Source organism: Exiguobacterium sp. s193 (assembly GCF_018618755.1).
Taxonomy (GTDB): Bacteria; Bacillota; Bacilli; order Exiguobacteriales; family Exiguobacteriaceae; genus Exiguobacterium_A.
On the sequence record NZ_JACSMR010000001.1, the window covers coordinates 312816 to 336272 of the forward strand.

The 23457-nt window shown below is 46.7% G+C and carries 21 protein-coding genes; 5 read left to right on the top strand and 16 right to left on the bottom strand.

Annotated features, from left to right (window positions below; translation table 11 throughout):
• Positions 1 to 77: 77 nt before the first annotated feature.
• Entirely contained in the window at positions 78 to 1811 is a 1734-nt protein-coding gene (gene pnpS / locus KNQ04_RS01515; protein WP_214846839.1) for a two-component system histidine kinase PnpS, read from the bottom strand.
• Positions 1808 to 2515, bottom strand: coding sequence for a response regulator transcription factor (locus KNQ04_RS01520; RefSeq protein WP_214846841.1), 708 nt, complete (start codon positions 2513 to 2515; stop codon positions 1808 to 1810). The genes pnpS and KNQ04_RS01520 overlap by 4 nt, the downstream gene beginning before the upstream one ends.
• 223 nt (positions 2516 to 2738) lie before the next feature.
• On the opposite strand from KNQ04_RS01520, the gene KNQ04_RS01525 reads away from it, so the two are divergent.
• Complete coding sequence (locus KNQ04_RS01525; RefSeq protein WP_214846842.1) at positions 2739 to 3164, top strand: divergent PAP2 family protein; 426 nt, start codon at positions 2739 to 2741, stop codon at positions 3162 to 3164.
• Positions 3165 to 3578: 414 nt separating this feature from the next.
• Here the strand turns inward: KNQ04_RS01525 and mdh are convergent, their stop codons facing one another.
• From mdh to dnaE, 10 genes are all read right to left on the bottom strand, one after another.
• Positions 3579 to 4511 (bottom strand): malate dehydrogenase, encoded by a 933-nt coding sequence (mdh, locus tag KNQ04_RS01530; protein WP_214846843.1) that lies wholly within the window; start codon positions 4509 to 4511, stop codon positions 3579 to 3581.
• 26 nt (positions 4512 to 4537) lie between these two features.
• On the bottom strand, positions 4538 to 5812 hold the full coding sequence (gene icd / locus KNQ04_RS01535; RefSeq protein WP_214846844.1) for an NADP-dependent isocitrate dehydrogenase: 1275 nt from the start codon (positions 5810 to 5812) through the stop codon (positions 4538 to 4540).
• 66 nt (positions 5813 to 5878) lie between these two features.
• Entirely contained in the window at positions 5879 to 6991 is a 1113-nt protein-coding gene (gene citZ, locus KNQ04_RS01540) for a citrate synthase (RefSeq protein ID WP_214846845.1), read from the bottom strand.
• Positions 6992 to 7208: 217 nt separating this feature from the next.
• Complete coding sequence (locus tag KNQ04_RS01545; protein ID WP_214846846.1) at positions 7209 to 7679, bottom strand: DUF441 domain-containing protein; 471 nt, start codon at positions 7677 to 7679, stop codon at positions 7209 to 7211.
• A 57-nt stretch (positions 7680 to 7736) separates the two neighbouring features.
• Positions 7737 to 9485, bottom strand: a complete 1749-nt coding sequence (gene pyk / locus KNQ04_RS01550) for a pyruvate kinase (protein WP_214846847.1) — start codon at positions 9483 to 9485, stop codon at positions 7737 to 7739.
• Positions 9486 to 9570: 85 nt separating this feature from the next.
• Positions 9571 to 10539, bottom strand: coding sequence for a 6-phosphofructokinase (pfkA, locus tag KNQ04_RS01555; protein ID WP_214846849.1), 969 nt, complete (start codon positions 10537 to 10539; stop codon positions 9571 to 9573).
• Between the two features lie 147 nt (positions 10540 to 10686).
• Complete coding sequence (locus tag KNQ04_RS01560; RefSeq protein ID WP_214846851.1) at positions 10687 to 11622, bottom strand: acetyl-CoA carboxylase carboxyltransferase subunit alpha; 936 nt, start codon at positions 11620 to 11622, stop codon at positions 10687 to 10689.
• Positions 11609 to 12472: an acetyl-CoA carboxylase, carboxyltransferase subunit beta gene (gene accD, locus KNQ04_RS01565; RefSeq protein WP_214847383.1), complete on the bottom strand. Its 864-nt coding sequence runs from the start codon at positions 12470 to 12472 to the stop codon at positions 11609 to 11611. Before accD ends, KNQ04_RS01560 begins: the two co-directional genes overlap by 14 nt.
• Positions 12473 to 12490: 18 nt before the next feature.
• The gene (locus tag KNQ04_RS01570; RefSeq protein ID WP_214846853.1) at positions 12491 to 13009 is read right to left on the bottom strand and encodes a FadR/GntR family transcriptional regulator; all 519 of its coding nucleotides are present in this window, start codon (positions 13007 to 13009) and stop codon (positions 12491 to 12493) included.
• 101 nt (positions 13010 to 13110) lie between these two features.
• On the bottom strand, positions 13111 to 16281 hold the full coding sequence (gene dnaE / locus KNQ04_RS01575; protein ID WP_214846855.1) for a DNA polymerase III subunit alpha: 3171 nt from the start codon (positions 16279 to 16281) through the stop codon (positions 13111 to 13113).
• A 163-nt stretch (positions 16282 to 16444) separates the two neighbouring features.
• Here dnaE and KNQ04_RS01580 point away from each other — a divergent pair, with 163 nt between their 5' ends.
• Entirely contained in the window at positions 16445 to 16639 is a 195-nt protein-coding gene (locus KNQ04_RS01580; protein ID WP_088837612.1) for a YtzJ family protein, read from the top strand.
• A gap of 58 nt (positions 16640 to 16697) precedes the next feature.
• On the opposite strand, the gene KNQ04_RS01585 is transcribed toward KNQ04_RS01580, so the two are convergent.
• Positions 16698 to 17636: a DHH family phosphoesterase gene (locus tag KNQ04_RS01585; protein WP_214846857.1), complete on the bottom strand. Its 939-nt coding sequence runs from the start codon at positions 17634 to 17636 to the stop codon at positions 16698 to 16700.
• 67 nt (positions 17637 to 17703) lie between these two features.
• Here KNQ04_RS01585 and KNQ04_RS01590 point away from each other — a divergent pair, with 67 nt between their 5' ends.
• Complete coding sequence (locus KNQ04_RS01590; protein ID WP_214846859.1) at positions 17704 to 18012, top strand: YtpI family protein; 309 nt, start codon at positions 17704 to 17706, stop codon at positions 18010 to 18012.
• 35 nt (positions 18013 to 18047) lie between these two features.
• On the opposite strand, the gene KNQ04_RS01595 is transcribed toward KNQ04_RS01590, so the two are convergent.
• Positions 18048 to 19358 (bottom strand): DRTGG domain-containing protein, encoded by a 1311-nt coding sequence (locus KNQ04_RS01595; RefSeq protein ID WP_029331154.1) that lies wholly within the window; start codon positions 19356 to 19358, stop codon positions 18048 to 18050.
• A 155-nt stretch (positions 19359 to 19513) separates the two neighbouring features.
• Between KNQ04_RS01595 and KNQ04_RS01600 the strand changes: the two genes are divergently transcribed.
• Positions 19514 to 20617, top strand: a complete 1104-nt coding sequence (locus KNQ04_RS01600) for a M24 family metallopeptidase (protein ID WP_214846861.1) — start codon at positions 19514 to 19516, stop codon at positions 20615 to 20617.
• A gap of 56 nt (positions 20618 to 20673) precedes the next feature.
• On the opposite strand, the gene KNQ04_RS01605 is transcribed toward KNQ04_RS01600, so the two are convergent.
• Positions 20674 to 21399: an SDR family oxidoreductase gene (locus KNQ04_RS01605; RefSeq protein ID WP_214846863.1), complete on the bottom strand. Its 726-nt coding sequence runs from the start codon at positions 21397 to 21399 to the stop codon at positions 20674 to 20676.
• A gap of 152 nt (positions 21400 to 21551) precedes the next feature.
• On the opposite strand from KNQ04_RS01605, the gene KNQ04_RS01610 reads away from it, so the two are divergent.
• Positions 21552 to 21989, top strand: a complete 438-nt coding sequence (locus tag KNQ04_RS01610; protein ID WP_029331157.1) for a universal stress protein — start codon at positions 21552 to 21554, stop codon at positions 21987 to 21989.
• Between the two features lie 514 nt (positions 21990 to 22503).
• Here the strand turns inward: KNQ04_RS01610 and KNQ04_RS01615 are convergent.
• The gene (locus tag KNQ04_RS01615) at positions 22504 to 23109 is read right to left on the bottom strand and encodes a 3D domain-containing protein (protein WP_214846864.1); all 606 of its coding nucleotides are present in this window, start codon (positions 23107 to 23109) and stop codon (positions 22504 to 22506) included.
• Positions 23110 to 23457 lie beyond the last annotated feature (348 nt).

Consider the following 23457-nt stretch of genomic DNA (forward strand, 5'->3'; position numbering starts at 1 on the left):
GTCGTTCCACAGATGATGAAGAAGGTATCTTTAGCATACGACAACTCTGTAAAGAGAATGTGAACTCACGGTGAAGTTCAGCCCTTTTTCGGTAAACGTATCGTAAAGGTCGTCCCTTGTTGTTCTTCCGACTCGACATCAATCGTCCCATGATGTAAGTCGACGATGTGTTTAACAATCGCAAGACCTAAGCCCGTGCCACCTGAATTACGGCTTCTTGCTTTATCAACACGGTAGAAACGTTCAAAAATCCGTTGCATCTCTTTCGGATGAATCCCGATCCCATCATCTTTAATCCGGAGGGTGACGGTTTCTTCCCCATCCTCTAGATTTACCCAGACGTTTCCACCATTCGGTGTATAGTTCAAGGCATTGGCTACTAAATTGACGACGACTTGCTTCAAGCGATTCAGGTCCGCCCGGATGAAGACTTCCTCTTCCGTCTCGATGTGGATCGTCATGTCTTTCTCCTCTGCTTTTCGACGCAGGAGCGTTTCGGTTTCCTTGACCAGACTCGTCACATCGACAATCGTCGTCTCAAGTTGATAGTTATCTTGTTCAAGTCTAGATAACTCAAGCAAGTCTTCCACTAACGTCTGCATCCGCTCAGACTCATCATGAATGATAGTTAAAAATTGTTCGCGGATTTCAGGCACATCCTGTGCACCGTCAAGCAACGTTTCAGCGAACCCTTTGATTGATGTCAACGGTGTTTTCAGCTCGTGGCTGACATTCGCGACGAAGTCTTTACGCATCTGCTCTAACTTTTTGATTTCCGTGATGTCATTGAAGACGACGGTCGTCCCCTGGACACGACCATTCTTTCCGAAAATCGGCGCCGCACTGACCATGAACGTCCGACTGTTAATCCCGAAGCGGACACTCGATTGTTTCCGGTTCGGTTTTTCCGTCAAGTAGACATCTTCGATGACTTGACTCATTTTTTCATTTGGTAAGACACGGTAATAGAGCTGTCCATTCGACTTACCATGGATATTGAACATCTCACGATACGTCCGGTTGACGAGTAACACATACCCTTTCTCATCAATCAACATCAGACCGGCTCCCATGTATTCAATCAATGACTCGAGCCGCGCGCGTTGCATCGCTTCACCGGACGAAGCATTTTCTAGATTTCGTGCGAGTAAATTGATGGATTTCCCAAGGTCTCGTGATTCGTCGGGGGAAGTCAATTCATACACCCGTGATTTATAGTTCCCATGTGATAGCTCACGCAACACTTCCGTTGCTTCTGCCACCGGTCGCAAAAACCGTTTTGTTGAGCTATAGACAGTGAAGAAAATCATAAACAAGGACACGATGAGCGAAATGATGATGACTGTCCAAATCCGGGAGTAAATCAAATCTAAATCCTTTGTATAACGAATCAGACTGAGATAGACTTCACTCCCGCTTGCTGTTTGGACAGGCTTCGTGAACTGGATACTCGTGTCATCTGCTTTCGATTCAAATGTCCCATCGTTCGGAATGGCTGAAAAATTGATGGCACGAACATTTAATTTCGTCACGTCAACAGGCGTCCCGGCAATGATTTCTCCACGCGAGTTGAATAAAATCATATCGAAATGGGATTCTGCATACAACCGATCGACGTAGGCTGCCATGTCCGCTAACGAACGCTCTTGTAAAATCGTTTCGACGAGCGCTGTCTCGTCCATCAATTTTTCTTTTTCATTGTTGACATAAAACTCTTTAAACGACTGTCCTAATAAAAAACCAAGTGCGATGAGCACGAGACTAATGAATGACAGCATCTTTAAAATAAATCGTTTGCGGTATTTACTCATTCCGCTTTCGGCTCCTCCATCTTGTAACCAAGTCCACGAATCGTTTTGATATAAATCGGCTTTTTCGTGTTCGGTTCAATCTTTTCACGGACATGACTGATGTGTACGTCGACGATTCGTGTATCCCCAACAAAATCATAATTCCAAATCGCTGACAACAATTGATCACGTGTTAAGACACGTCCTTTATTTTTAGCCAGATAGACAAGTAGTTCAAATTCTTTTGGTGTCAGTTCCAATCGTTCTTCCGCTTTGAATGCTTCGTAGTTATCAGGAACGATTTTGACATCCCCGATTACAATCGTGCCGTCGGTCGTCTCTTCCGCCGCGACTTGCTGATTCATTCGGCGCAGGATGGCTTTGACACGCGCCACGACTTCACGTGGACTAAATGGTTTCGTCAAATAGTCATCTGCCCCCAATTCAAGTCCTAATACTTTATCAAATTCATCATCTTTTGCTGTCAACATTAAAATCGGTGTGTTGATTTTTTGTTGGCGGAGCCGTTTGCAGACTTCGAGACCATCGAGTTCAGGCAACATCAAATCGAGTACGATCAATGCCGCATCTTGTTTTTCCGCTAACTTCAACCCTGCCATACCATCATGAGCAGTTTCGACGATAAAGCCAGCTTGCTCTAAATTAAATTTCAAAAGCGTAGCGATTGAGAGTTCATCATCAACAACGATTATTTTATCTTTCAAGACAGTCGGCCTCCCCGGCAAATTTCATCTATGAATGAGGAATTCCTTGGAATCCACTTCTTCTGTCTTCATCTTAACGACTTTTCCTACTGAATCACAAATCTTTCTTGCCTTTCTTTACACAATCTTTAAGGTCAAGCTACGTCGAAAGACAGATTTCTGTGTAAAAGCTGATCAATTCGGGAAACAATACTGTATCGTCAATGAATCTGGAGGAATCGACATGGAATGGAATAATCCCTTACTCGCCGCGTTTACCGCTTGGTTTATCGCCCAAGCCGCAAAACTTGTTACGAGTGTCATTAAAAACAAATCGTTTGATCTTGAGGTCATGTTCGCTTCAGGCGGCATGCCGAGTTCACATAGTTCGACGGTCGTTGCACTGGCCGTCGTGATTGGATTTCAAGAAGGCTTCAGTTCGTCACTTTTTGCGCTTGCGACAATCTTCGCCGTCATCATCATGTATGATGCGACGGGTGTTCGCCAAGCGGTCGGTCTGCAGGCAAAATTATTGAATGACTATTTCAAAGGGATTCGCCACGATACCCCGTTGTTAAACGAATTAGTCGGTCATACGGAATTCCAGGTTTTCGTCGGGATGTTGCTCGGACTGACAATCGGATTCTTATGGCCAGTATTGTTCCCTTAACCAGAAACCCCCTAACGGCCATCTTTGAGCACTCAGATGTCGGTTAGGGGTTTTTTGAGACCTTTTGCAAACGATTGACGTATAGAACAAAAAAGAGTGAGTTCCATGGCACGTTGTACGTATTGTCGACATACCTGGACAGCAAAAGAAGTCCGAAACCTAATCTTTTCAACAGATGGAAAAGACTGTTCTTCTTGTGAAAATCGCCAGTATTTTTTAATCAAACATCAAGGATACTTACTGAGCATCGGATATTTAAATGAATTCCTGACCTTCCTGCTCGTGATCACCCTCCCCTGGTACACAAGGCTTTCACAAACGAAAGAACATACCCTTTTTTAACAGAAAAACCACGCCTTCCTGAAACAGTCAATGCTGTTTCGAAAGGCGTGGTTTTGTCACTTCATTTCAGATTCATAAAATTGTCAGGACCGATCGAACGGTCTCCGCCGAACGGTCAAGCGACTGTCGTTCGTCTTCCGTCAATTCCAGCTCGATGATTTGTTCGAGCCCGTTACCTCCGATAATCGTCGGAACTCCAAAGTATAGATCTTGATAACCATACTCCCCTTCAAGATACGCGATGGCTGGTAAAATCCGCCGCTGATCCTTCAGAATCGCTTCCACCATCTCGACGATGGCAGCTGCTGGCGCATAGTAGGCAGAGCCGTTTCCAAGTAACTGGACGATTTCTCCGCCCCCTTTACGTGTCCGTTCAACGATTGCCGCGAGGCGATCGGCAGAAATGAGTTTCTCGACCGGAATACCACCGGCTTGTGAATAGCGAAGTAAAGGCACCATGTCATCTCCGTGTCCGCCGAGGACAAATCCTGAGACGTCCTTAACAGAGACATTCAATTCCATGGCGATGAACGTCCGGAAGCGTGCCGTATCGAGTACACCCGATTGACCGATGACCCGCTCTTTCGGAAATCCTGACTCCTGAAAGACCGTATACGTCATCGCATCAACCGGATTCGTCAACACGATGATGATCGATTCCGGTGCATGACGAACGATTTCTTTTGTCACCGATTTCATGACAGTTGCATTCGTGCTGACTAAATCTTCACGACTCATTCCGGGTTTCCGGGCGATACCTGCCGTAATGACGACGATATCCGAATCACTGATGTCCTTGTAGTCAGACGTTCCTTGAATCCATGAATCAAATCCTTGAATCGGAGCCGTTTCTTGTAAATCAAGTGCTTTGCCTTTCGTCGGATCTTCGAGTTGCGGCATGTCGACGAGTACGATATCCCCTAGCTCTTTTTGAGCCAGATAAAGTGCTGTCGTCGCTCCCGTAAATCCGCTACCGATGACCGAAATCTTTTTCCGCTTGTTCATCTTCCCATACCCCCTCTAGTCCGAGATTACATGTTTTTGATGAGTTCGTCCGCGAATTCAGAACATTTGACTTCTGTCGCGCCATCCATGAGACGTGCGAAGTCATATGTGACGACTTTGCCTTCGATTGATTTTTCCATCGATTGGATGATTAAGTCAGCGACTTCATTCCATCCTAGGTGACGGAACATCATTTCTCCTGAAAGGATGACAGAAGACGGGTTCACTTTATCAAGTCCTGCATACTTCGGTGCTGTACCGTGTGTCGCTTCAAAGATTGCATGACCTGTGATGTAGTTGATGTTTGCGCCTGGAGCGATTCCGATTCCACCGACTTGCGCTGCAAGTGCATCTGAAATGTAATCTCCGTTTAAGTTCATTGTCGCAACGACATCAAACTCTTTTGGACGCGTCAAGATTTGTTGAAGGAAGATATCAGCAATTGAATCCTTAACGATCAATTTGCCAGCAGCTTCAGCTTCAGATTGCGCTTTGTTTGCTGCGTCAACGCCTTCTTCTTCTTTGATGCGGTCATACTGGTTCCATGTGAAGACATGCTCTGCGTATTCACGCTCAGCAAGCTCGTATCCCCAGTTTTTGAAAGCACCTTCTGTGAACTTCATGATGTTCCCTTTGTGGACGAGCGTCAATGAAGCACGTTTGTTTTCAAGTGCATACTCGATTGCCGCACGGACAAGACGTTCTGTCCCTTCTTTTGAAATCGGTTTAATTCCGAGACCTGATGTTTCTGGGAAACGAATTTTATTAACACCCATTTCTGTTTGGAGGAAGTTAAGTAATTTTTGTGCGCCTTCACTGCCTTCTGCATACTCGATTCCTGCGTAGATGTCTTCTGTGTTCTCACGGAAGATGACCATGTCTGTATCTTCAGGACGTTTGACTGGCGACGGAACACCTGTGAAATAACGAACTGGACGGAGACATGTGTAAAGATCGAGTTCTTGACGAAGTGCAACGTTCAATGAACGAATTCCACCACCAACTGGTGTCGTGAGTGGTCCTTTGATTGCGATGATGTGCTCACGGATTAAGTCAAGTGTTTCTTCAGGAAGCCAGTTCCCTGTTTTATTGAATGCTTTTTCGCCTGCGTAGACTTCTTTCCATTCAATTTTCTTTTCTCCGTTGTATGCTTTTTCAACAGCAGCGTCGAATACACGGACTGCAGCATTCCAGATATCAGGTCCAGTGCCATCACCGATGATGAACGGAATGATTGGAGCGTTAGGTACGTTCAGCGTGCCATTTGTTACCGTGATGTTTTCGCCTTGAATTGTAGCCATGTGTAAAATCCCCCTTGAATAATAGTTAACGTCAAAAAGCAGGAGAGGATTGCTCCTCTCCGTTGCTTAACGTTCGTTCATAGACACGTATGTCCGGTGTGTTTCACCAATATAATCTGCGCGTGGACGAATGAGGCGGTTGTCACTATATTGCTCTAAAATGTGCGCTAACCAACCCGACATCCGACTGACAGCAAAGATTGGTGTAAACAATTCTGTTTCAAGCCCAAGTGCATGGTACGTAGAAGCAGAATAGAAATCAACATTCGGTTTCAATCCTTTTTCCGATTGGACGATTTGATCAATTTTCACTGACATTTCATACCATTTCGGTTCTCCGATTTGAGCAGTCAACTGACGGCTCATCTCTTGGAGATGCTTCGCACGCGGGTCGCCGTCCTTGTAGACACGGTGACCGAAGCCCATGATTTTTTCCTTGTTCTTAAACTTATTATGAACATACTCGTCAACCTTTTCAACCGAATCAATTTCAATCAACATTTTCATGACGGCTTCGTTCGCTCCACCGTGCAGTGGTCCTTTAAGTGCACCCATTGCCGCCGTCACACCTGAATAGACATCAGAGAGTGTCGCGACACAGACACGCGCCGTGAACGTCGATGCATTCAACTCGTGGTCTGCATGGAGAACAAGCGCCTGATTGAAGGCTTTTTCAGCAACTTCCGTCGGCTCTTCACCCGTCAACATGTATAAGAAGTTCGCAGCATACGAAAGACCTGTTTTCGGTGCAATCGGATCTTGTCCCTTTTTGATACGTGCATACGCTGTGACGAGTGTCGCGATTTGTGCTTGGAGTTTGATGGCTTTAGCGTAGTTCGCCTCTGTCGACATGTCCTCTGCAGACTCATCGTACAATGCAAGCTGCGATAAGGCAGTCCGAATCGAAGCCATCGCATTCGCTGACTTCGGAGCTACTTTCATCGTCTCAAGTACAGCCGGTGCAACACTTGCTTCAGAAATCAAGGCTTCTGACAGTTGCTTCAATTCCTCTGCTTTCGGCAAGCGGTCGTTCCAAAGCAAGAAGACGACTTCTTCAAATGAGGCGTGCTCCGCCAAATCATCAATTGTATAACCACCATACGTCAACTGACCATCGATAATCGAACTGATCTTCGATGCTGTCGCGACGATTCCTTCTAACCCTTTTGTTTGAGTCATGTAAAAATCCCCCTTTTTTTCCCCCAGAAATTTAAAACGCTTTCATTTCCGTATTGAAAAAAAGACGTCTACTCAAGAGACATTCCCCTTGCTGAAGCGTTTGCTCTCGAATAGACCATCTTGTTTCTGTCCTTAGTATAAACAAAATTAACCAAAAAGTGAACGAACTTGCATACTATTATCAAAAAATTAATTTGCCATCGTTCATTTAAGTCGGTTAGCCACTAAATACGCGTGCGATGACGTCCCACATTCCAATGACGAGAGCAGCGATTCCTGCGCCAATCAGCGGACCGACGGGCACACCTCTGAATAAACCAACGGCGAGAATCGTTCCTGCGAGCAATGCCGTCGTGACGAGTGGATCCTCCTTCATTAAGCCGACTCCATGTGCTGCAATAATCGCGACAAAGATACCGGCAAGAAATGAAATAATTCCGATATGTCCACGAATGCTATTAAGGAGTTCTTTAAATCCAATATCACCTGTTGCAATCGGCACGAGAATTGCAGCTGTAATCAACGTCACACCCCATGTAATCCCTTTTGCTTGAAGGGACGGAAACATCCGTCCCTCCAGACCGATAGCTTTGACGATCAATAAGAATGCAGCTGCAATGATCAACGATTTATTTTGAGCAATGACTCCGATTAACACAAGACCAATTAAAAAGAGATAGGCTTCCATGACGACCCCCATGTTTCGAAAAAACGGACATGGCTTTCGCCACATCCGCTTGATGGATTATGCGTTGTACAATTTACCTGTCAATGGATCGATTGAAATCATTTGACCATCTGTGAAGATTGTCAAAGCATTTTCAACACCGACGATGACTGGTTTGCCGAGTGAAGGTCCTACGATCCCAGCATGGCTTGTTAATCCACCATCGACTGTGATCATTGCAGCAGCTAACTCGATTGCAGGCATCATGTCACGATCTGTTGAGTTCGTCACGAGAATCATGCCTTTTTTTGCTTTTGCGTTCGCTTCGTCAGCTGAGTTTGCGATGACGACTTCGCCGACAACCCCACGTTCGCCGATTCCACGACCGTTTGCGATTTCTTTACCAACGATATGAATTTTCAGCATGTTCGTTGTACCGGCAGTTAGAGCAGGGATACCAGCAGAGATGACGACGAGGTCACCATCTGTGACGAATCCAGCTTCTTTGGCTGTATCAGCCGCAAGTGTCAACATATCATCCGTGTTGTCAGAGAGATGATCAACGACGATTGGGTATACACCCCAGACGATGTTCAACTGACGCGCAACACGTGCGCTTGGTGTGACCGCAACGATGTTCGCTTCTGGACGGTATTTCGAAATACGTGATGCCGTGTAGCCTGATTGCGTTGGCGTCAAGATTGCTTTTGCGTCCAAGTTGATTGATGTATGCGTAACCGCTTGAGCGATAGCATCCGTCACCGTGTGCTCACTACGCGTTTGGCGATCTTTTAATAGTTTTTTGTAATCGAGCATTTTTTCTGTCCGCTTCGCAATCGTATGCATCATTTGGACAGATTCGATTGGGTAATCTCCTGCTGCCGTTTCACCTGAAAGCATGATCGCATCCGTTCCATCAAGAATCGCGTTTGCGACGTCTGATGCTTCTGCGCGTGTCGGACGCGGGAAACGTTGCATCGAGTCAAGCATCTGTGTTGCTGTGATGACTGGTTTACCATAGTCATTACAAATTTTGATGAGGTCTTTTTGAGCTGGTGTTACTTCTTCAGTCGGAATCTCGATTCCAAGGTCACCACGGGCAACCATCAAACCGTCTGAAATCGCGATGATTTCTTCGATGTTATCGAAACCTTCTTGGTTTTCGATTTTCGGGAAGATTTTGATGTGGCTCGCATTGTGTTTTTCGAGCAATTGACGAATCGCAACAACGTCAGACGCACGACGGACGAATGAAGCAGCGATTAAGTCGATGTCACTCTTAATTCCGAATTCGATGTCAGCAATATCTTTATCTGTCAAAGCCGGTAAGTTAACCTTTACGTTCGGTAAGTTAACACCTTTTTTCGTTTTGATGATTCCTTCGTTTTCGATATCACAAAGAAGTTCACGGTTCTCTAGTTTCTCCGCAACACGAAGTCCGATTAATCCATCGTCTAACATGATCATCGAACCAACTTCGACATCATCATACAAACCGTCATATGTCACAGAGAATTTATCTGCTGTTCCGACGATTTCGTTTGCGTCACCACTGACGACGATGACTTGTTTACCACGGACGAGAAGCGCTTTTCCTTCTTCAAACGTATGTGTCCGGATTTCAGGACCTTTTGTATCTAAAAGGATTGTGACTAATTTGTTTGCTTCTTCAGCTGCGCGACGGATATCCGTAATCCGTGCACCGTGTTCTTCGTAGTCACCGTGTGAGAAATTCAAACGAGCGACGTTCATTCCTGCTTCGATCATTTCTGGAAGACGTTTTTCTGACGCCGGTCCAATCGTACATACAATTTTAGTTCTGCGCATATTCCATAAACCTCCTACAATGTTTGGCCGTTTGTTAACAGTGCCAATAACTTTCACCAAAACGAACTCATCGTTCAAAAATAGCTTAGATTGATAATTGTTTCGACAATTCTAAGATATCCAGGTCGAGTACGTGTTTGTTTTCATCTAATGCTTCATCAATATCAAGATCCATCATTTTACCACCACGGACGCCAACGACTCGTCCTTGTTTACCTTCAAGTAAAATGTCGATTGCATAAGCACCCATACGGCTCGCGAGTACACGGTCAGCAGCTGTCGGAGCACCACCACGTTGAACATGTCCTAACACGGTAACACGTGTATCAAGACCCGTTTCTTTTGCGATTTGATCCCCGACATCTTGCGCCCGACCAGCACCTTCTGCGACGATGACGATCGAGTGTTTTTTACCACGGTTGACACCACTCTGAATCCGGTTAAGCACTTCTTTCAAATCTTCCGGACGTTCCGGAACAAGAATTGATTCTGCTCCACCTGCTAATCCAGCATACAGTGCGATATCTCCAGCATCACGACCCATGACTTCGATGACGTATGTCCGTTCATGCGAAGAAGCCGTATCCCGAATTTTATCGATTGCTTCGAGCGCCGTGTTGAGCGCTGTGTCAAATCCAATCGTATAATCCGTTCCTGGAATATCATTATCAATCGTTCCCGGAAGACCGATTGTTGGGAAACCAAGTCCCGTTAATTTTTGGGCACCACGATAAGACCCATCGCCACCGACGACGACGAGTGCGTCAATTTCGAATTTTTTCAAGTTGACGACGGCTTTCGCACGCCCTTCTTCTGTACGGAACTCAGGACAACGGGCAGAACGAAGGAACGTTCCTCCACGCTGAATGATATCCCCTACTGATCCAAGGTTCAATTGGACGAGATCGCCATTGATCAATCCTTGATATCCATTGTATACACCAAATACTTCTAGGCCATGAAAAATCGCTTTACGTGTAACAGCACGCACCGCGGCATTCATTCCGGGTGCATCTCCACCACTTGTTAAGACAGCAATCCGTTTTAAACTCACGTTAATCACCTCTCTATTAATCTGAATCTAAAATAGCACGTTGTTTTCTTGTTTTACAACAGGACAGATTGCATAAACTTTAGTCAACAGTTTGTTCACTCGCTCACGAAGTAAGGAGTGTCAACCATGATAGCGATTACATGCACCTTATGTGCCAATCTGGTGATATTTTTCTGTGCGCTTCTCAATCAGCTGTTCCGGCGTCAATTGGGTGAGGAAAGCAAGTTTCTGTTCTAGTACACTTTTTAATTTATCCGCCTGTAATGAAACATCTAAATGCGCGCCTCCGACGACTTCAGGAATGATGCCGTCCGCAATACCGAGACGTAATAAATCGGGCGCTGTGATCCGCATCGATTCTGCCGCTTGTTCCGCAAGGTTCGCATCTTTCCAAAGTAACGCAGCGGCACCTTCAGGTGAAATAACAGAGTACGTCGAGTTCTCAAGCATCAACAATTGATCACATACACCAATTCCAAGCGCTCCACCAGAACCGCCTTCTCCAATGACGATTGAAATGATCGGAACTTCCATCCCTGCCATCTCAAACAGGTTTTTGGCAATCGCCTCGCTTTGTCCGCGTTCTTCTGCCGCACGACCAGGGTATGCACCTTTCGTGTCGATGAACGTGATGATCGGACGATTAAATTTGACGGCTTGTTGCATGAGGCGTAATGCTTTTCGATATCCTTCCGGGTGAGGCATACCAAAGTTCCGGCGGATGTTTTCTTTCGTGTCCTTGCCTCGCTGATGACCGATGATGGTAACAGGTTGACCATTTAACAGTGCGATTCCACCGACGATTGCAGCGTCATCATATCCGTGACGATCGCCATGAAGTTCGATAAAGTCGTCGCAAATCCGCTCGACATAATCGAGCGTCGTCGGTCGTTCCGGATGACGTGCCAACTGGACACGGTTCCACGCTTTCATATTCCCATAAACATCGACTTCTAATCGACGTAATCGTTCTTCAAGTAAATTCAACTCTTCTTTGAAGTCGAGCCCTTGCGTTTCAGCCATGTCATGAAGTTCTAATATTTTTTCGCGTAATGCGATGACTGGTTGGTCAAATGGTTGCATGATTCGTTCCCCCCGCGTGCATCATCAGAATTCGTGTGTAGTAGGTCTTTAAATCGTGTCGGGTTACGACATCATCCAGTTGACCTGCTTGAAGTAAGAATTCCGCTGTCTGGAAATCTTCCGGCAATTTTTCCCGAATCGTCTGTTCGATGATCCGTCGTCCCGCAAATCCGATTAAAGCACCCGGTTCTGCGATGTTGAAATCACCGAGCATCGCAAAACTAGCTGAGACGCCCCCCGTCGTCGGGTGGGTCATGCATGAAATGTAAAGTAGTCCTGCATCCGAATGTTGTTTGAGGAACAGACTCGATTTTGCCATCTGCATCAAACTGACCATCCCTTCTTGCATCCGTGCACCACCTGAGGCAGAGAAAATCGTCACAGGTAAGCGATGTTTCGTCGCGTAGCGGACTGCTTCCGCAATCGCTGATCCGACTGCCGCTCCCATCGAACCCATCCGAAAGCGCGCGTCCATCACACAGGCGACAAGTTGATGACCATTTACCGTTCCGACACCACAGACGATGGCTTCTTCAAGTCCCGTCCGAACTTGATCACCCTTCAGTTTTTCTGGATAATCCTGAAATTGAAGGGGATCTGCCTTGACTTGCGGAAGCTCGAAATACGTCACACTCCCCTCATCAAATAGTTGTGAAAATCGTTCTTGCGCGGTCAATGGATGATGATAACCACACGTACAGACACGTAAATTTGCTTCAAGTTGCTTCGTATATTGGATTAATTTACATTTCGGACATTTCGTCATCAGCCCGACAGGTACGTCGACCCGTTGTTCTTTCGACGTCAATGTAACGAATTTTTTAGGTTTTCGAAAAAATGCTTGCACGATAGTTCCCCCTTGTAGTTCCTAAGAGCGTTTCAGGAGTGCTTCCCGTTCTGCTCGTGTATAGAGTTCCCCTTGACCAAAGCTTTGATAAAAAGCATTCACCTGTCGCCAAATCCGCTCGAACAAATCATTTTTCACCGTGCTGATGATTGTCTCCCGAAAAGCAGCGTCTGAACCGACGTGTTCTTCAAGAATCGTATGATCCGTCATCTGGTTGAAAGCAGATTGTTCCAGTAAGCGTAAGGTGCCTGCCAAATCTTCAAATTTTGAATCACCGGTCACTAGAAATTGGGCAATGATTTGAATGTAGGTATGATCGTCACGGTTCAGGAGAAAACTTCCTCCCCCGTGTCTCGTCTCTATGATTCCAAGATAAGCAAGTGTCCGCAGTGCTTCCCTGACGGAAGGACGACTGATTGCCAGCCGTTCTGCCAACTCTCGTTCCGATGGGATTCGGTCTCCCGGGACTAATCCATCTTGTTCAATCATTAATTTTATTGCCGCGATGTTCATTTCAAAAGCGTTGCGCTTCTTCTCCATTGTTACGGCACCACCTTTCTGACGTACTCGTCATTTCATAAAATAAGGTGGTAATGGTCAGACCAATTACCCCTTATTATAACAAATCTTATTACCTACTACTAGTTCGATCGTGGGACATTTTTTAGGATGATATTCGCTTCCCCGAATTGAATGCGCAATTGGGCGAACAGCTCTTCTTCATGGCGCACAGCATACAATCCCGGCAACGTCTTCGTTTCGTTCGTGTCAGCGTAACGCACGACGACCGGAATGTCACCCGGTGCAATCTCAAGCAGACGTTCGAGTGGCGCTAATTCGTTTTTCGAAGTCAGTTTGATGAACAATACATCCTGCCCAAGCGGCCGTAGTCGTTCGAGGACAAACTGTCGCTCCCCTGCCCGGTCCTGCACCTTCACTTCGATCAACAAAACGTTTCCGACATACAAGGATCGTTTGTACATGTCATACTGTTTCGGGAAGATGACGACTTCCTCATTCGAGTAACCGTCCACTGCCTGGATCACCCCCATCGCCTGGGCACGTTTCGTCTTGAATTCACGAAGTTGCTCGATGTAGCACACAAGATAGACGGCTTGTTCCGTCTCACTTGCGACATCATGGAACAGCGTCGTCTCCACCTGAGGAGTCAGCGCGGTCATCAACGGAGAATACGTCAACCAAAATCCGAGTGCTTCACGTTCCAGTCGTGCCCAGTCTGTCGCAGTACGTGTGACGGCTTTTGTCGTCACCCGCTTCCCGAGGCTTGCTAATTCGTCCGGCAAAAGTGTATTCGATGCCATCGTGAAATAGTCGAGTACTTCTTGTTCTGCCAGTCCGCGGTCGCCGTGCGTCCCCCGGTCGAACGCTCCGCCGTAGAGTAACAATTCGATTTTAGCGCGCTCTTTTTTCCCCCAGCCGACGGTCGTCAGTAACGTCGTGATTGTCTGTGAGGATTTCGCGGCTTCTTTTAAGGCTTTAAAATCACGTTCTGATATTCCACGCAACACTTGAATCCCAAGTCGGATACCTTTCCCTTCCAACGTCGAACGATAGTCTGAAATCCAAATATCAGGCGGTAAGGCCGGCAAACGCTTGTCCCGCATCGCCCGGACGAGTCGTTCCGGTTGATCGATCGACACAAGAGAAAACACTTGTGGATAGTGCGCTTTCATATAACCTAACGCATAACTAATCTTCGTATAGGCGACGGCATGACTCCGGTTAAAGCCGTAACCCGCGAACCGTTCGATTTGGTCATAAAGCGTTTCCGCCGTCGATTGCTCAAGCCCATTTTGGACGGCACCTTCTAAAAAACGCGCTTTCTCTGATTCGACCGACGCACTATTTTTCTTCGATATCGCCCGCCGTAATAAATCCGCCTGCGCCAGTGTAAATTTGGCGACTCGGCGCGTGATTTCCATGATTTGCTCTTGATAGACGATGACACCGTATGTCGTTTCCAGTACTTCCGCTAAAATCGGATGAACCGTTTGATACGGTTGTCCCGCCTTGCGCTTCGCATATAAATCGATGAATTTCATCGGACCCGGCCGAAAGAGTGACATCGTTGCGACTAAATCTTCAAAACGGGTCGGTTTGACTTCACGTAACGTCTGCTTCATCCCGTTCGATTCAAACTGGAAGATATAATCCGTATCCCCTCGTGCAAATAAACGCAGGGTTGCCGAATCTTCTTCCGGAAGCTCTTCCATCGAAAAATCGGGACGTTCCCGCCGAATCAACTGTTCCATTTGTCGAAGACGCGTCAAATTCCTGAGTCCTAACAAATCAATTTTCAAGAGACCTTGTTGTTCGAGTGCTTTCATCAAATATTGGGTGACGAACCGCTCGCTCGATCCTGTATCGAGCGGCGTCGTCTCAATCAAGTCTTCCGAGCCGATGACGACACCGGCCGCATGAATCGACCGCTGTCTTGGCAGTCCTTCGATTGATTGGGCGAGGTGTAACAATTGGCGACGCTTCTCACTTCCGGAGAACCAGCGGTAAATGGTTTGCTTTTGTTCGATTCCTTGTAAGGTCGTTTCTTTAGCGATTTGCTTCGCCGCAGCATCGGTCTCATCTTTTGAAAACTCGAGGACACGGGCGACATCTCGAAGTGATGCTTTTGCACCGAGAGTAGACAACGTCCCGATTTGACCGACGTGACTTCGACCATACCGTTCGACGATATAATCCAGTAGCTCCTCGCGGCGTTCGTCCTCAATATCAATATCGATATCCGGCATCGTGATGCGTTCTGGGTTTAAGAAACGTTCGAACAGCAACCCATATTTCAACGGATCAACCGTCGTAATGCCTAATGTATAACTGACGAGCGATCCGGCAGCCGACCCACGCCCGGGACCGACACGAATGCCGACCGCTTTCGCATGCCGTACTAAATCCTCGACGATTAAAAAGTAGTCAGCAAATCCAGTTGTTTCGATGACGTCGAGCTCGTAACGGAGTCTCGCCTCCGCAGTCTCACCTACTAGGCCGTGTGCCAGTAATCCGTCGCGTGCAAGCTGACGTAATTTCCCCATTGAGTCATCCGCGACACGTGGCAACGGTCTCGACTGTTTCGGTAATGTAAGTGTTTCTTGCGTCTGCGCCCACTGTTTCAAGAGGCGTTGTTCGTGCTCGGTAAAATGTTCGCGTAATTCTTCATCCGACTTGAGATGTGCTTGTCGATTCACTTTTTGTTCTTGAAACGGTGTCCCTTCATCAATCGCCCGGAGTGCTTGGTAGGCATCTGCGTCGTCACGACGCAAGTAGCGGACAGGGTCGATCGGGATGGTTTCCAGTCCTAACTCTTGGGCAACTACCCGGTAACGCTCCCTGCTGTCCCGTTCGACAGTCGAGCGCGCCATTTTCACCCCTAAATAAACCGTCGCATTTTTGGCATACCCCATCCAATTCACGACTTGACGCCGAAGTCGCGTTTCATCTTCTGTCGCTTGACGTTTCGGCTCAAGGATTGCGATTAATCCGCTGCACTCCTCTGTTTCCTGTCCACTGGCTAATCGGTATAACATCTGTAATCCCCGACCTGTTTTGGCATACCATAAAATATTGAATTCATCGATTTCCTTCATGTCTTGTTCATAACCGACGACCGGAAGCAAATCCCGTTTTTGACATTCAGAAACGAACGCCGGAACCCCCGTTAGCGTCGTCTCGCAAATCGCCGCAGTTGAGGCTCCCCTTCGCTTCAGCTCGTCGAGATACGGTGCTAGACGAATCATACTTTGCAATGGGCTGTAGGCCGTTCGTACGTTCAATTGCATCATGTTTCCTCCCTCCTTTTCTACTTCTTTCATCCATTATAAGTTTTTGCATGGTAAAAGTTTTCAGAACATTCATATCTAGCGACTCCTGACTATCGCCTTCTTACTCAATATTCGATACAATAAGTATAGAAATATCATGACGCGGAAGGAAGGAGTGTTTCTGATGATTTTAAATCGTAGCCAGATTGCCCGTGAAAAAGTCGAGCAACTCAAACTCGGTGTCACTGCCTTTACTGAAACAGAAGAAATCGCCGAACGCATTCGGAAGTCTGTTAAAGAGTTAGAACTCAATGTCATCGAAGACCATACAGAACGCGGAATTTGGTTTATTCCGCAAGAAGAGACAACAACTCACTGAGACCACAAAAGGCTGTCCGCTATGTATCCGAATCTGGATGATAGCGGGCAGCCTCTTTTCATTCGAAGCGGAAGTCTCGTGCGACTGCGTCGAGACGTGCGACGACGTGCTCCACTTCTGACAAGTGGTCGATTGTCGCACCGGACGCCATCGGATGTCCACCGCCCCGGAACTCCTTCGCTACTTCGTTGATGACGGGTCCTTTTGAACGAATGCGAACGCGGACCTCTTTTTCCGTCTCGAGGAATAACGCCCAGCTCTTCATTCCTTTGAGACCGGCAAAACTATTGACGAGCAATGAAGCTTGTTCGACCGTCGCATTAAAACGTTTTAACGTCTCTTGCGTCAAGACGACATAACCGACGCCTGCATCCGTCAACTGGATGTGTTGGAGAACATACCCTTGCAAATGAAGTGCAACGAGTTCCGTTTGATACATGTTGCGATAGAGCCAGTCTGTATCGATATCAAGATCAAGGAGCTGCGCCGCGACGGCAAACGTCTTGCTCGTCGTCCCTCTAAATTGGAAGCGTCCTGTATCACCGACGATTCCTGCATAAAATTGAATCGCCGCTGCCGCCGGGATAGGATATCCCCAGTCATTCAACAGATGAACAAGTAGTTCCGATGTCGAACTGACGGTCGGATCGACGAGTTGGACTTTTGCATAGGCATCCTCGTCCGGGTGATGATCAATCTTAATGACGTTTCGCCCTGTCATCGCAACATGACCGTCGATTCGTGCTTCATTCGCCGTATCTAAAATGACGACGAGTGCTTCTTCATACACTTTAGGTTCCACTTCGTCGAGCGTCCCCATGAACGACAGGGAGTCTGCCATTTCACCGACGGCGTAGATTTTTTTATTAGGAAATTGTTGCTTCAAGACTTCACGTAACCCGAACTGGCTGCCAAGCGCATCCGGATCCGGTCGTTCATGCCGATGAATAATAATCGTTGATGCGTCTTCAATCAATTGTCTGATTTGTTCTTTCACAGTGCACAGCTCCTCTAAATATTGATATGATACAAACAGATACGAAAAAGAAAGGAAGGTCATCCCTATGCAATTCGTTCTAATCTTGTTAATCGTCTTGTCGCTAGGAGGCTATTTGCTCGCTAAGCGTCGTGCATTCCATACGAAGAGTACGAATCGAAAGTATTTATTCAACACCCAGGCAAGTATTTGGCTCAGCCTCTTCGTCATCTTGTTCGCAGCCAATCAGTTTCTGTCCGGCGACGGCTTGACGACGTTGACGGGTAAAATCGTCTGCTCGATTTTAATCGTCGTCGGTCTTGCCTCGTTCATCGCCGGTTTCATTCGTTATCGAAAAATCTATCCTTATGTTGTTCGCGAAATGGAACAATCGTAAAAAAGACGGATCCTCCGTCTTTTTTATTTGGTCATTTATCGATCGATCAGTTGTGAAGTCACCAGTGCCTTCGCAACGATTTGGGTGCCTTGGTACATCTCGACGTCGACTTTCCCGAACTTCCGGCCGACATCAAATACATTCGCCCGAATCGTAATCGTACTCTCAATCTGGACCGGCTTGATGAAGTAGATGCTGACATTTTCGATGACGAGGTCACCCTTCTTCATATGCCGCAACATCCGTGTCGCACCCTCGACAAGTAGCGTCGTCAAGACGCCACTCGACGCCGTCCCCATGAAATTCGTCATTTGCGGAGAGACTTCAAGCGACAAATACTGGCCCCGGTCATCTTCAGCCGTCTTGATTTGTCCGGTGATTAAATCGTCGAACGTTTCCCCGACTTGCGGCTGTCGGTTAGCAAGCTGGAGCGCCTTCAAGACATCCTGGCGACTGATGATGCCGAGCAACCGCCCATACTGGTCGATGACAGGTAACATCTCAATCCCTTCCCAGACCATCTGGTGCGCCGAGTTCGTAACACTCGTCCGGATACCGACCGTGATTGGATGCCGCGTCATGACTTTCTCGACCGGCCAGTCGTGCGGTCGGTCAATGATGTCTTTCGCCGTGACGACACCGACGACCTTCATTTGTTCGTCGATGACAGGGTATCGATTATGTTTCGTCTGTTCGTTCAATTCATGCCATCTTGAGATCGGATCGTTCGTCTGTAAATAAAACGTATCATGCAACGGAATCAAAATATCGGAAACGAGCAAAATCTCCTTTTTAATCAGGCGATCATAAATCGCCCGGTTAATCATCGTCGCAACCGTAAACGTATCGTACGACGTCGAAATGATTGGAAGCTCCATTTCGTCTGCCAAACGTTTCGCATCTTCCGTCGTATCGAAACCACCCGTGATCAAGACAGCCGCTCCCGCCTCGAGGACTAGTTCATGTGCTTTTTCCCGGTTACCGATGATGACGAGACTATCAACGTCGATGTAGCGCATCATCGCCTCTAACTTCATCGCACCGATGACAAATTTCGTTAACGTCTTGTGTAGACCGTTCCGTCCACCGAGAACCTGTCCATCCACGATGTTGACAACTTCCGCGAATGTCAGCTTTTCAATGTTTTCCTTCTGTTTCTTTTTAATCCGGATCGTCCCGACACGTTCAATCGTCGAAACAAACCCTAAATTTTCCGCTTCTTTAATCGCACGGTATGCCGTACCTTCTGATACCGTTAAGTCTTTCGCAATCTGCCGGACGGATATTTTGGCGCCAACATCGAGATCTTCAATGTGCCGGATGATCTGTTCGTGTTTCGTAGGCATGCTGTATCCCTTCTTTTTCCTATATTCTACTCTTCTGTCATTATACTGTACTACTCGAAAGAATGAAAAGTGTACTAGTCCGATTTGCGAGAAATGTTTTCAAAAAGCAACGGTGTTATACTAAAACGTGACTAGATTAGAGAGGTGGTAATCAGATGGTAGAACGTACGAATCAAATTAGCCATGTATTAAAGGAATCAGGGGTCGATGTGGCCTTGATTACTTCAAAAGCCGGCGTCTTTTATTTTTCCGGTGTTTACGCTGAACCACATGAACGTGTCATGGCAGTCATTGTTGACGCAGATGGAAAACGCGCACTCTTTTGCCCTGCACTCGAAGCAAGCATCGTCGCCGCAAGTCCATGGGACGGAGAAGTCGTCACCTACGCAGATCATGAAAATCCATTTGATAAAATCACGGAATTGCTTGCATCGTTCGCCGTATCAAACAACCGCATTGGTATTGAAGGAGAGCACATGACGTTCAGCCGCTTCAAGGAACTCGAGTCTCGTTTAGAGAATGCTGCGATTCTTGATGTCGGAGATAAACTTCAGGCGTTACGCCTCAAAAAAGCACCGGAAGAAATCGCGATTTTGCGTGAAGCCGCTCAACTTGCCGACGAAGCAATCGAAATCGGTAAAAATGCCATTCGTCCCGGTATTACGGAAATCGAAGTCATCGCTGAAATTGAATTCGAGATGAAGAAAAAAGGTGTCCGGGAAATGTCTTTCGACACCCTGGTCTTATTCGGAGCAAACAGTGCCGACCCACACGGTGTGCCGGGTGACCGCGTCATCAATGAAGGCGACTTCGTCTTATTCGATCTCGGTGTCGTCTGGAAAGGCTACTGCTCGGACATTACACGCACATTCATTTATGGCTCAGCCAGTGAAGAACAAGAAAAAATTTATCAAACCGTTTTAACGGCACTTGAAACTGCGACAGACGCAAGCCGCGTCGGTATTACACTCGGTACCCTCGACGAGGCCGCACGAACTGTGATTGAAGAAGCTGGTTACGGTGAATACTTCACGCACCGCGTCGGGCATGGTCTCGGAATCGACGTCCATGAATACCCGTCGCTTGCGTCAAACAACCTCCTTACAGCTGAAGCTGGTATCGTTTATACGCTTGAGCCCGGCATTTACGTTCCTAACGTCGGTGGCGTTCGAATCGAAGATGATATCCATCTCACAACGGATGGTCCTGAAGCCTTGACACGCTATCCGAAACACTTACAATCGATTAAAGTAAATTAAAAGAGAGTTGCTGTGTCCGAAGTGTTCATTCGGATACGGCAACTCTTTTTTGATGATTATTTTCGTGACTGGTGAACGACATTGACGCCACCTGTCACATCGAGAATCGCACCCGTAATCAGGCTAGCATCTTCTGCGAGCAGGAATGAAATGGCGCGGGCAATGTCACCACCAACACCGGTCCGACCGACAGGCGTTTGATCGTCTGCGACTGCTTCATCAATCCATTTTGTTTTGTTGTCGCCGACGATGTTTCCGGGATTGACCATATTTGCGGTAATCCCATGCTCCGCTTCTTCTAACGCAACACTTTTCGTCAAACTGACCATTCCACTTTTCGCAGCAGCAAAGGCAGCCCGGTAGACCCAGCCCGGTGCCGTAGCACTTTCCGGAAAACCGTATGTGATGACTCGTCCATAATGTTGGTCGCGCATGATCGGGATGACTTTTCGCAGCAACCAAAAGCTTGCCGTCAAATTGCCGCCGACCACTTCGTTCCATTCATCATCAGAATAATCGACGAGTGCTTTCCGTTCGAAAACATAAGGTCCCGCATTAAGTATCAACGCATCGATTCGTCCATGCTTCTCCATCGCCCGGTCGACGGCTTCAAGCAATTCCGCTTGTTCCGTCACATCCGCCTGGATCGTGTCTAAACGTTCATGTGTAAACTCTGGTTTTGATCGGTGCAATGCCGTCACATGCCATCCTTCATCTAACAGACGACGTGTCACCATTTCGCCGAGTCCTTTCGTTCCTGCCGTAATTAACGCGTGCCTCATCTTAGCATCGCCTCCTTTCATCTTGTTCTATCTTACGATGTTCACGATTGAAGAACAATTTTTACAACTCCATCAATGTTCAACACTTTCCTTTTATGGGAGTGGTATAATAAGGACGTAGCATTAGTCGAATACGAAGGGATGGATTCATCATGGCAATCGTATATCATAACGTACTAGTAGCAGTAGACGGATCAAAAGAAGCAGAACGTGCATTTGAGACCGCAATCGACGTCTCACTTCGAAATGATGCGAAACTAATCATCGCCCATGTCATCGACACACGGACATTTGCAACCGTCGAAGCGTACGACCGGACAATTACTGAACGGGCCGAATCGTATGCAAAAGAATTGTTAGACGAGTATGTCAAGACAGCGCAAGAGCGTGGAGTCAAAGATGTTGAAGTTGCGATTGAATACGGTTCACCAAAAGTCACGATTGCAAAAAAACTCGCTCCAAATCATGATGTCGACTTAATCATTTGTGGTGCGACCGGCTTGAACGCCGTCGAACGTTTCTTCATCGGTAGTGTCTCTGAAAGTATTACCCGTTATGCCAAATGTGATGTTTTGATTGTTCGCCTGTAATTGAATTCATTATCTTCTTAGCACCTTCTAACGAAGGTGCTTCAGCGTGTAGACAAACTCTTACGAAGCGTGAACAGGCGATCACGAGAGACAATTCGGTCGCGCTTCCCTGTCTCGCCTCGTCTTCAAAGCGGCAATCGGTCGCGCCGCTACAGCAAAGCTGCAGGGTCGCGGTCGATTGCTTTTCGCGGTTCTCAAGCGATGCGAGACGGATTGCGCCCTAAACCGTCTGCATGACTGGCTTTCCGTCATAGTGTTACCTAAAAAGCGTCACGTTTCGTTGACTCCTACGGGAAAAAGTGCGTTTTCAACGCACTTTCAGAGGCAGGCAAGACCCTGCTCGTTGTCCGTTAGGACGAAGGAGCAACGGCTTGCGCCTCGCCCGAGGAAAGTAACGAAAAAAGACGCTTGATCTCCCGATGGCACTTTGTCTACAGCCTGTAGCACCTTCTAACGAAGGTGCTTCTTTTAATACAAAAAATCCATCGAGCCGATGCCCGATGGATTAAAAATCTTATTTAAATTTAACAGTGACGTTACGACGTCCCCAGCTAAATGCTTCGGCACGTGAGTAGTAAAGGATATCCATTCTTTTTCCTTTAATTGCCCCACCTGTATCGGCTGCTGTGTACGTACCTTTTAATTTACCTTTGTAATACACTTTTACTGTCGAACGAAGCGGAATGACGCGTGGGTCGACCGCGACGACTTTTTTCTTAGAACTCTTGATGTTCCAACCAATTGCTGTCAAGTTGCCACTACCTGGATCGTACGGCGTGTAAGCTGTGGCACTCACGTTCGTTAATGTTTTCCAACCACCTGATGATTGTTTTTTAGAAGATGAGCTTTTAACAACTTTTGAATAACGTGCGCTTAAGTATGCTGTTTTCCCTTTGTAGCTTACTTTGTACCAATTACCTGTTTTTGCTTTGTACGGTAATGTTTGATTTTTATAAAGAAGACCTAATTTTTTCGATGACGTGGTTGCTTTTTGACGAACAACTAGGCTATTGACTGACGACTTGACATTTTTTTTAGTAGCGGCTTCCGCTTGAAGACCTGCAAACGAACTGAGTGCTAACAACAATGCTAAAACACTTGCGAGTATTCGTTTCATCATGTAATCTCTCCTCCATAATTGTTCCCGATTTGTTAACTGAGATTAATATACATGACAAAAAGGGGTAGTGCCGTTACATATAGACCACAAAAAAATGTCGTTACTATTACTTTTATGTTACAAAAGACTCATTTTTTTGATTTCAAACCTAATTTATGACTTATTTTTGAAATGAGAACAAATTTTAGAACGTTATATGACAAAGGCTGTAACACTACCGATAAACAGGAACAAATGTTCGTTTTGAAAATCAGGGCTTTAACTTTGAAAATACAAAAAAAAGACCGGACATGACGTCCGGCCTTCTGCATGTAGACAAACTCTTATGAAGCATGAACAGGCGATGTC

Bases quoted from the DNA above. Each gene is read 5' to 3' on its own strand.
- KNQ04_RS01525 (WP_214846842.1), top strand. From the start codon at position 2,739: ATGGAATGGAATAATCCCTTACTCGCCGCGTTTACCGCTTGGTTTATC.
- KNQ04_RS01600 (WP_214846861.1), top strand. From the start codon at position 19,514: ATGGTAGAACGTACGAATCAAATTAGCCATGTATTAAAGGAATCAGGG.
- KNQ04_RS01590 (WP_214846859.1), top strand. From the start codon at position 17,704: ATGCAATTCGTTCTAATCTTGTTAATCGTCTTGTCGCTAGGAGGCTAT.
- KNQ04_RS01605 (WP_214846863.1), bottom strand. From the start codon at position 21,399: ATGAGGCACGCGTTAATTACGGCAGGAACGAAAGGACTCGGCGAAATG.
- icd (WP_214846844.1), bottom strand. From the start codon at position 5,812: ATGGCTACAATTCAAGGCGAAAACATCACGGTAACAAATGGCACGCTG.
- pnpS (WP_214846839.1), bottom strand. From the start codon at position 1,811: ATGAGTAAATACCGCAAACGATTTATTTTAAAGATGCTGTCATTCATT.
- mdh (WP_214846843.1), bottom strand. From the start codon at position 4,511: ATGAACAAGCGGAAAAAGATTTCGGTCATCGGTAGCGGATTTACGGGA.
- KNQ04_RS01610 (WP_029331157.1), top strand. From the start codon at position 21,552: ATGGCAATCGTATATCATAACGTACTAGTAGCAGTAGACGGATCAAAA.
- KNQ04_RS01615 (WP_214846864.1), bottom strand. From the start codon at position 23,109: ATGATGAAACGAATACTCGCAAGTGTTTTAGCATTGTTGTTAGCACTC.
- KNQ04_RS01545 (WP_214846846.1), bottom strand. From the start codon at position 7,679: ATGGAAGCCTATCTCTTTTTAATTGGTCTTGTGTTAATCGGAGTCATT.
- KNQ04_RS01580 (WP_088837612.1), top strand. From the start codon at position 16,445: ATGATTTTAAATCGTAGCCAGATTGCCCGTGAAAAAGTCGAGCAACTC.
- pyk (WP_214846847.1), bottom strand. From the start codon at position 9,485: ATGCGCAGAACTAAAATTGTATGTACGATTGGACCGGCGTCAGAAAAA.
- dnaE (WP_214846855.1), bottom strand. From the start codon at position 16,281: ATGATGCAATTGAACGTACGAACGGCCTACAGCCCATTGCAAAGTATG.
- KNQ04_RS01595 (WP_029331154.1), bottom strand. From the start codon at position 19,358: ATGCCTACGAAACACGAACAGATCATCCGGCACATTGAAGATCTCGAT.
- citZ (WP_214846845.1), bottom strand. From the start codon at position 6,991: ATGACTCAAACAAAAGGGTTAGAAGGAATCGTCGCGACAGCATCGAAG.
- KNQ04_RS01570 (WP_214846853.1), bottom strand. From the start codon at position 13,009: ATGGAGAAGAAGCGCAACGCTTTTGAAATGAACATCGCGGCAATAAAA.
- KNQ04_RS01560 (WP_214846851.1), bottom strand. From the start codon at position 11,622: ATGCAACCATTTGACCAACCAGTCATCGCATTACGCGAAAAAATATTA.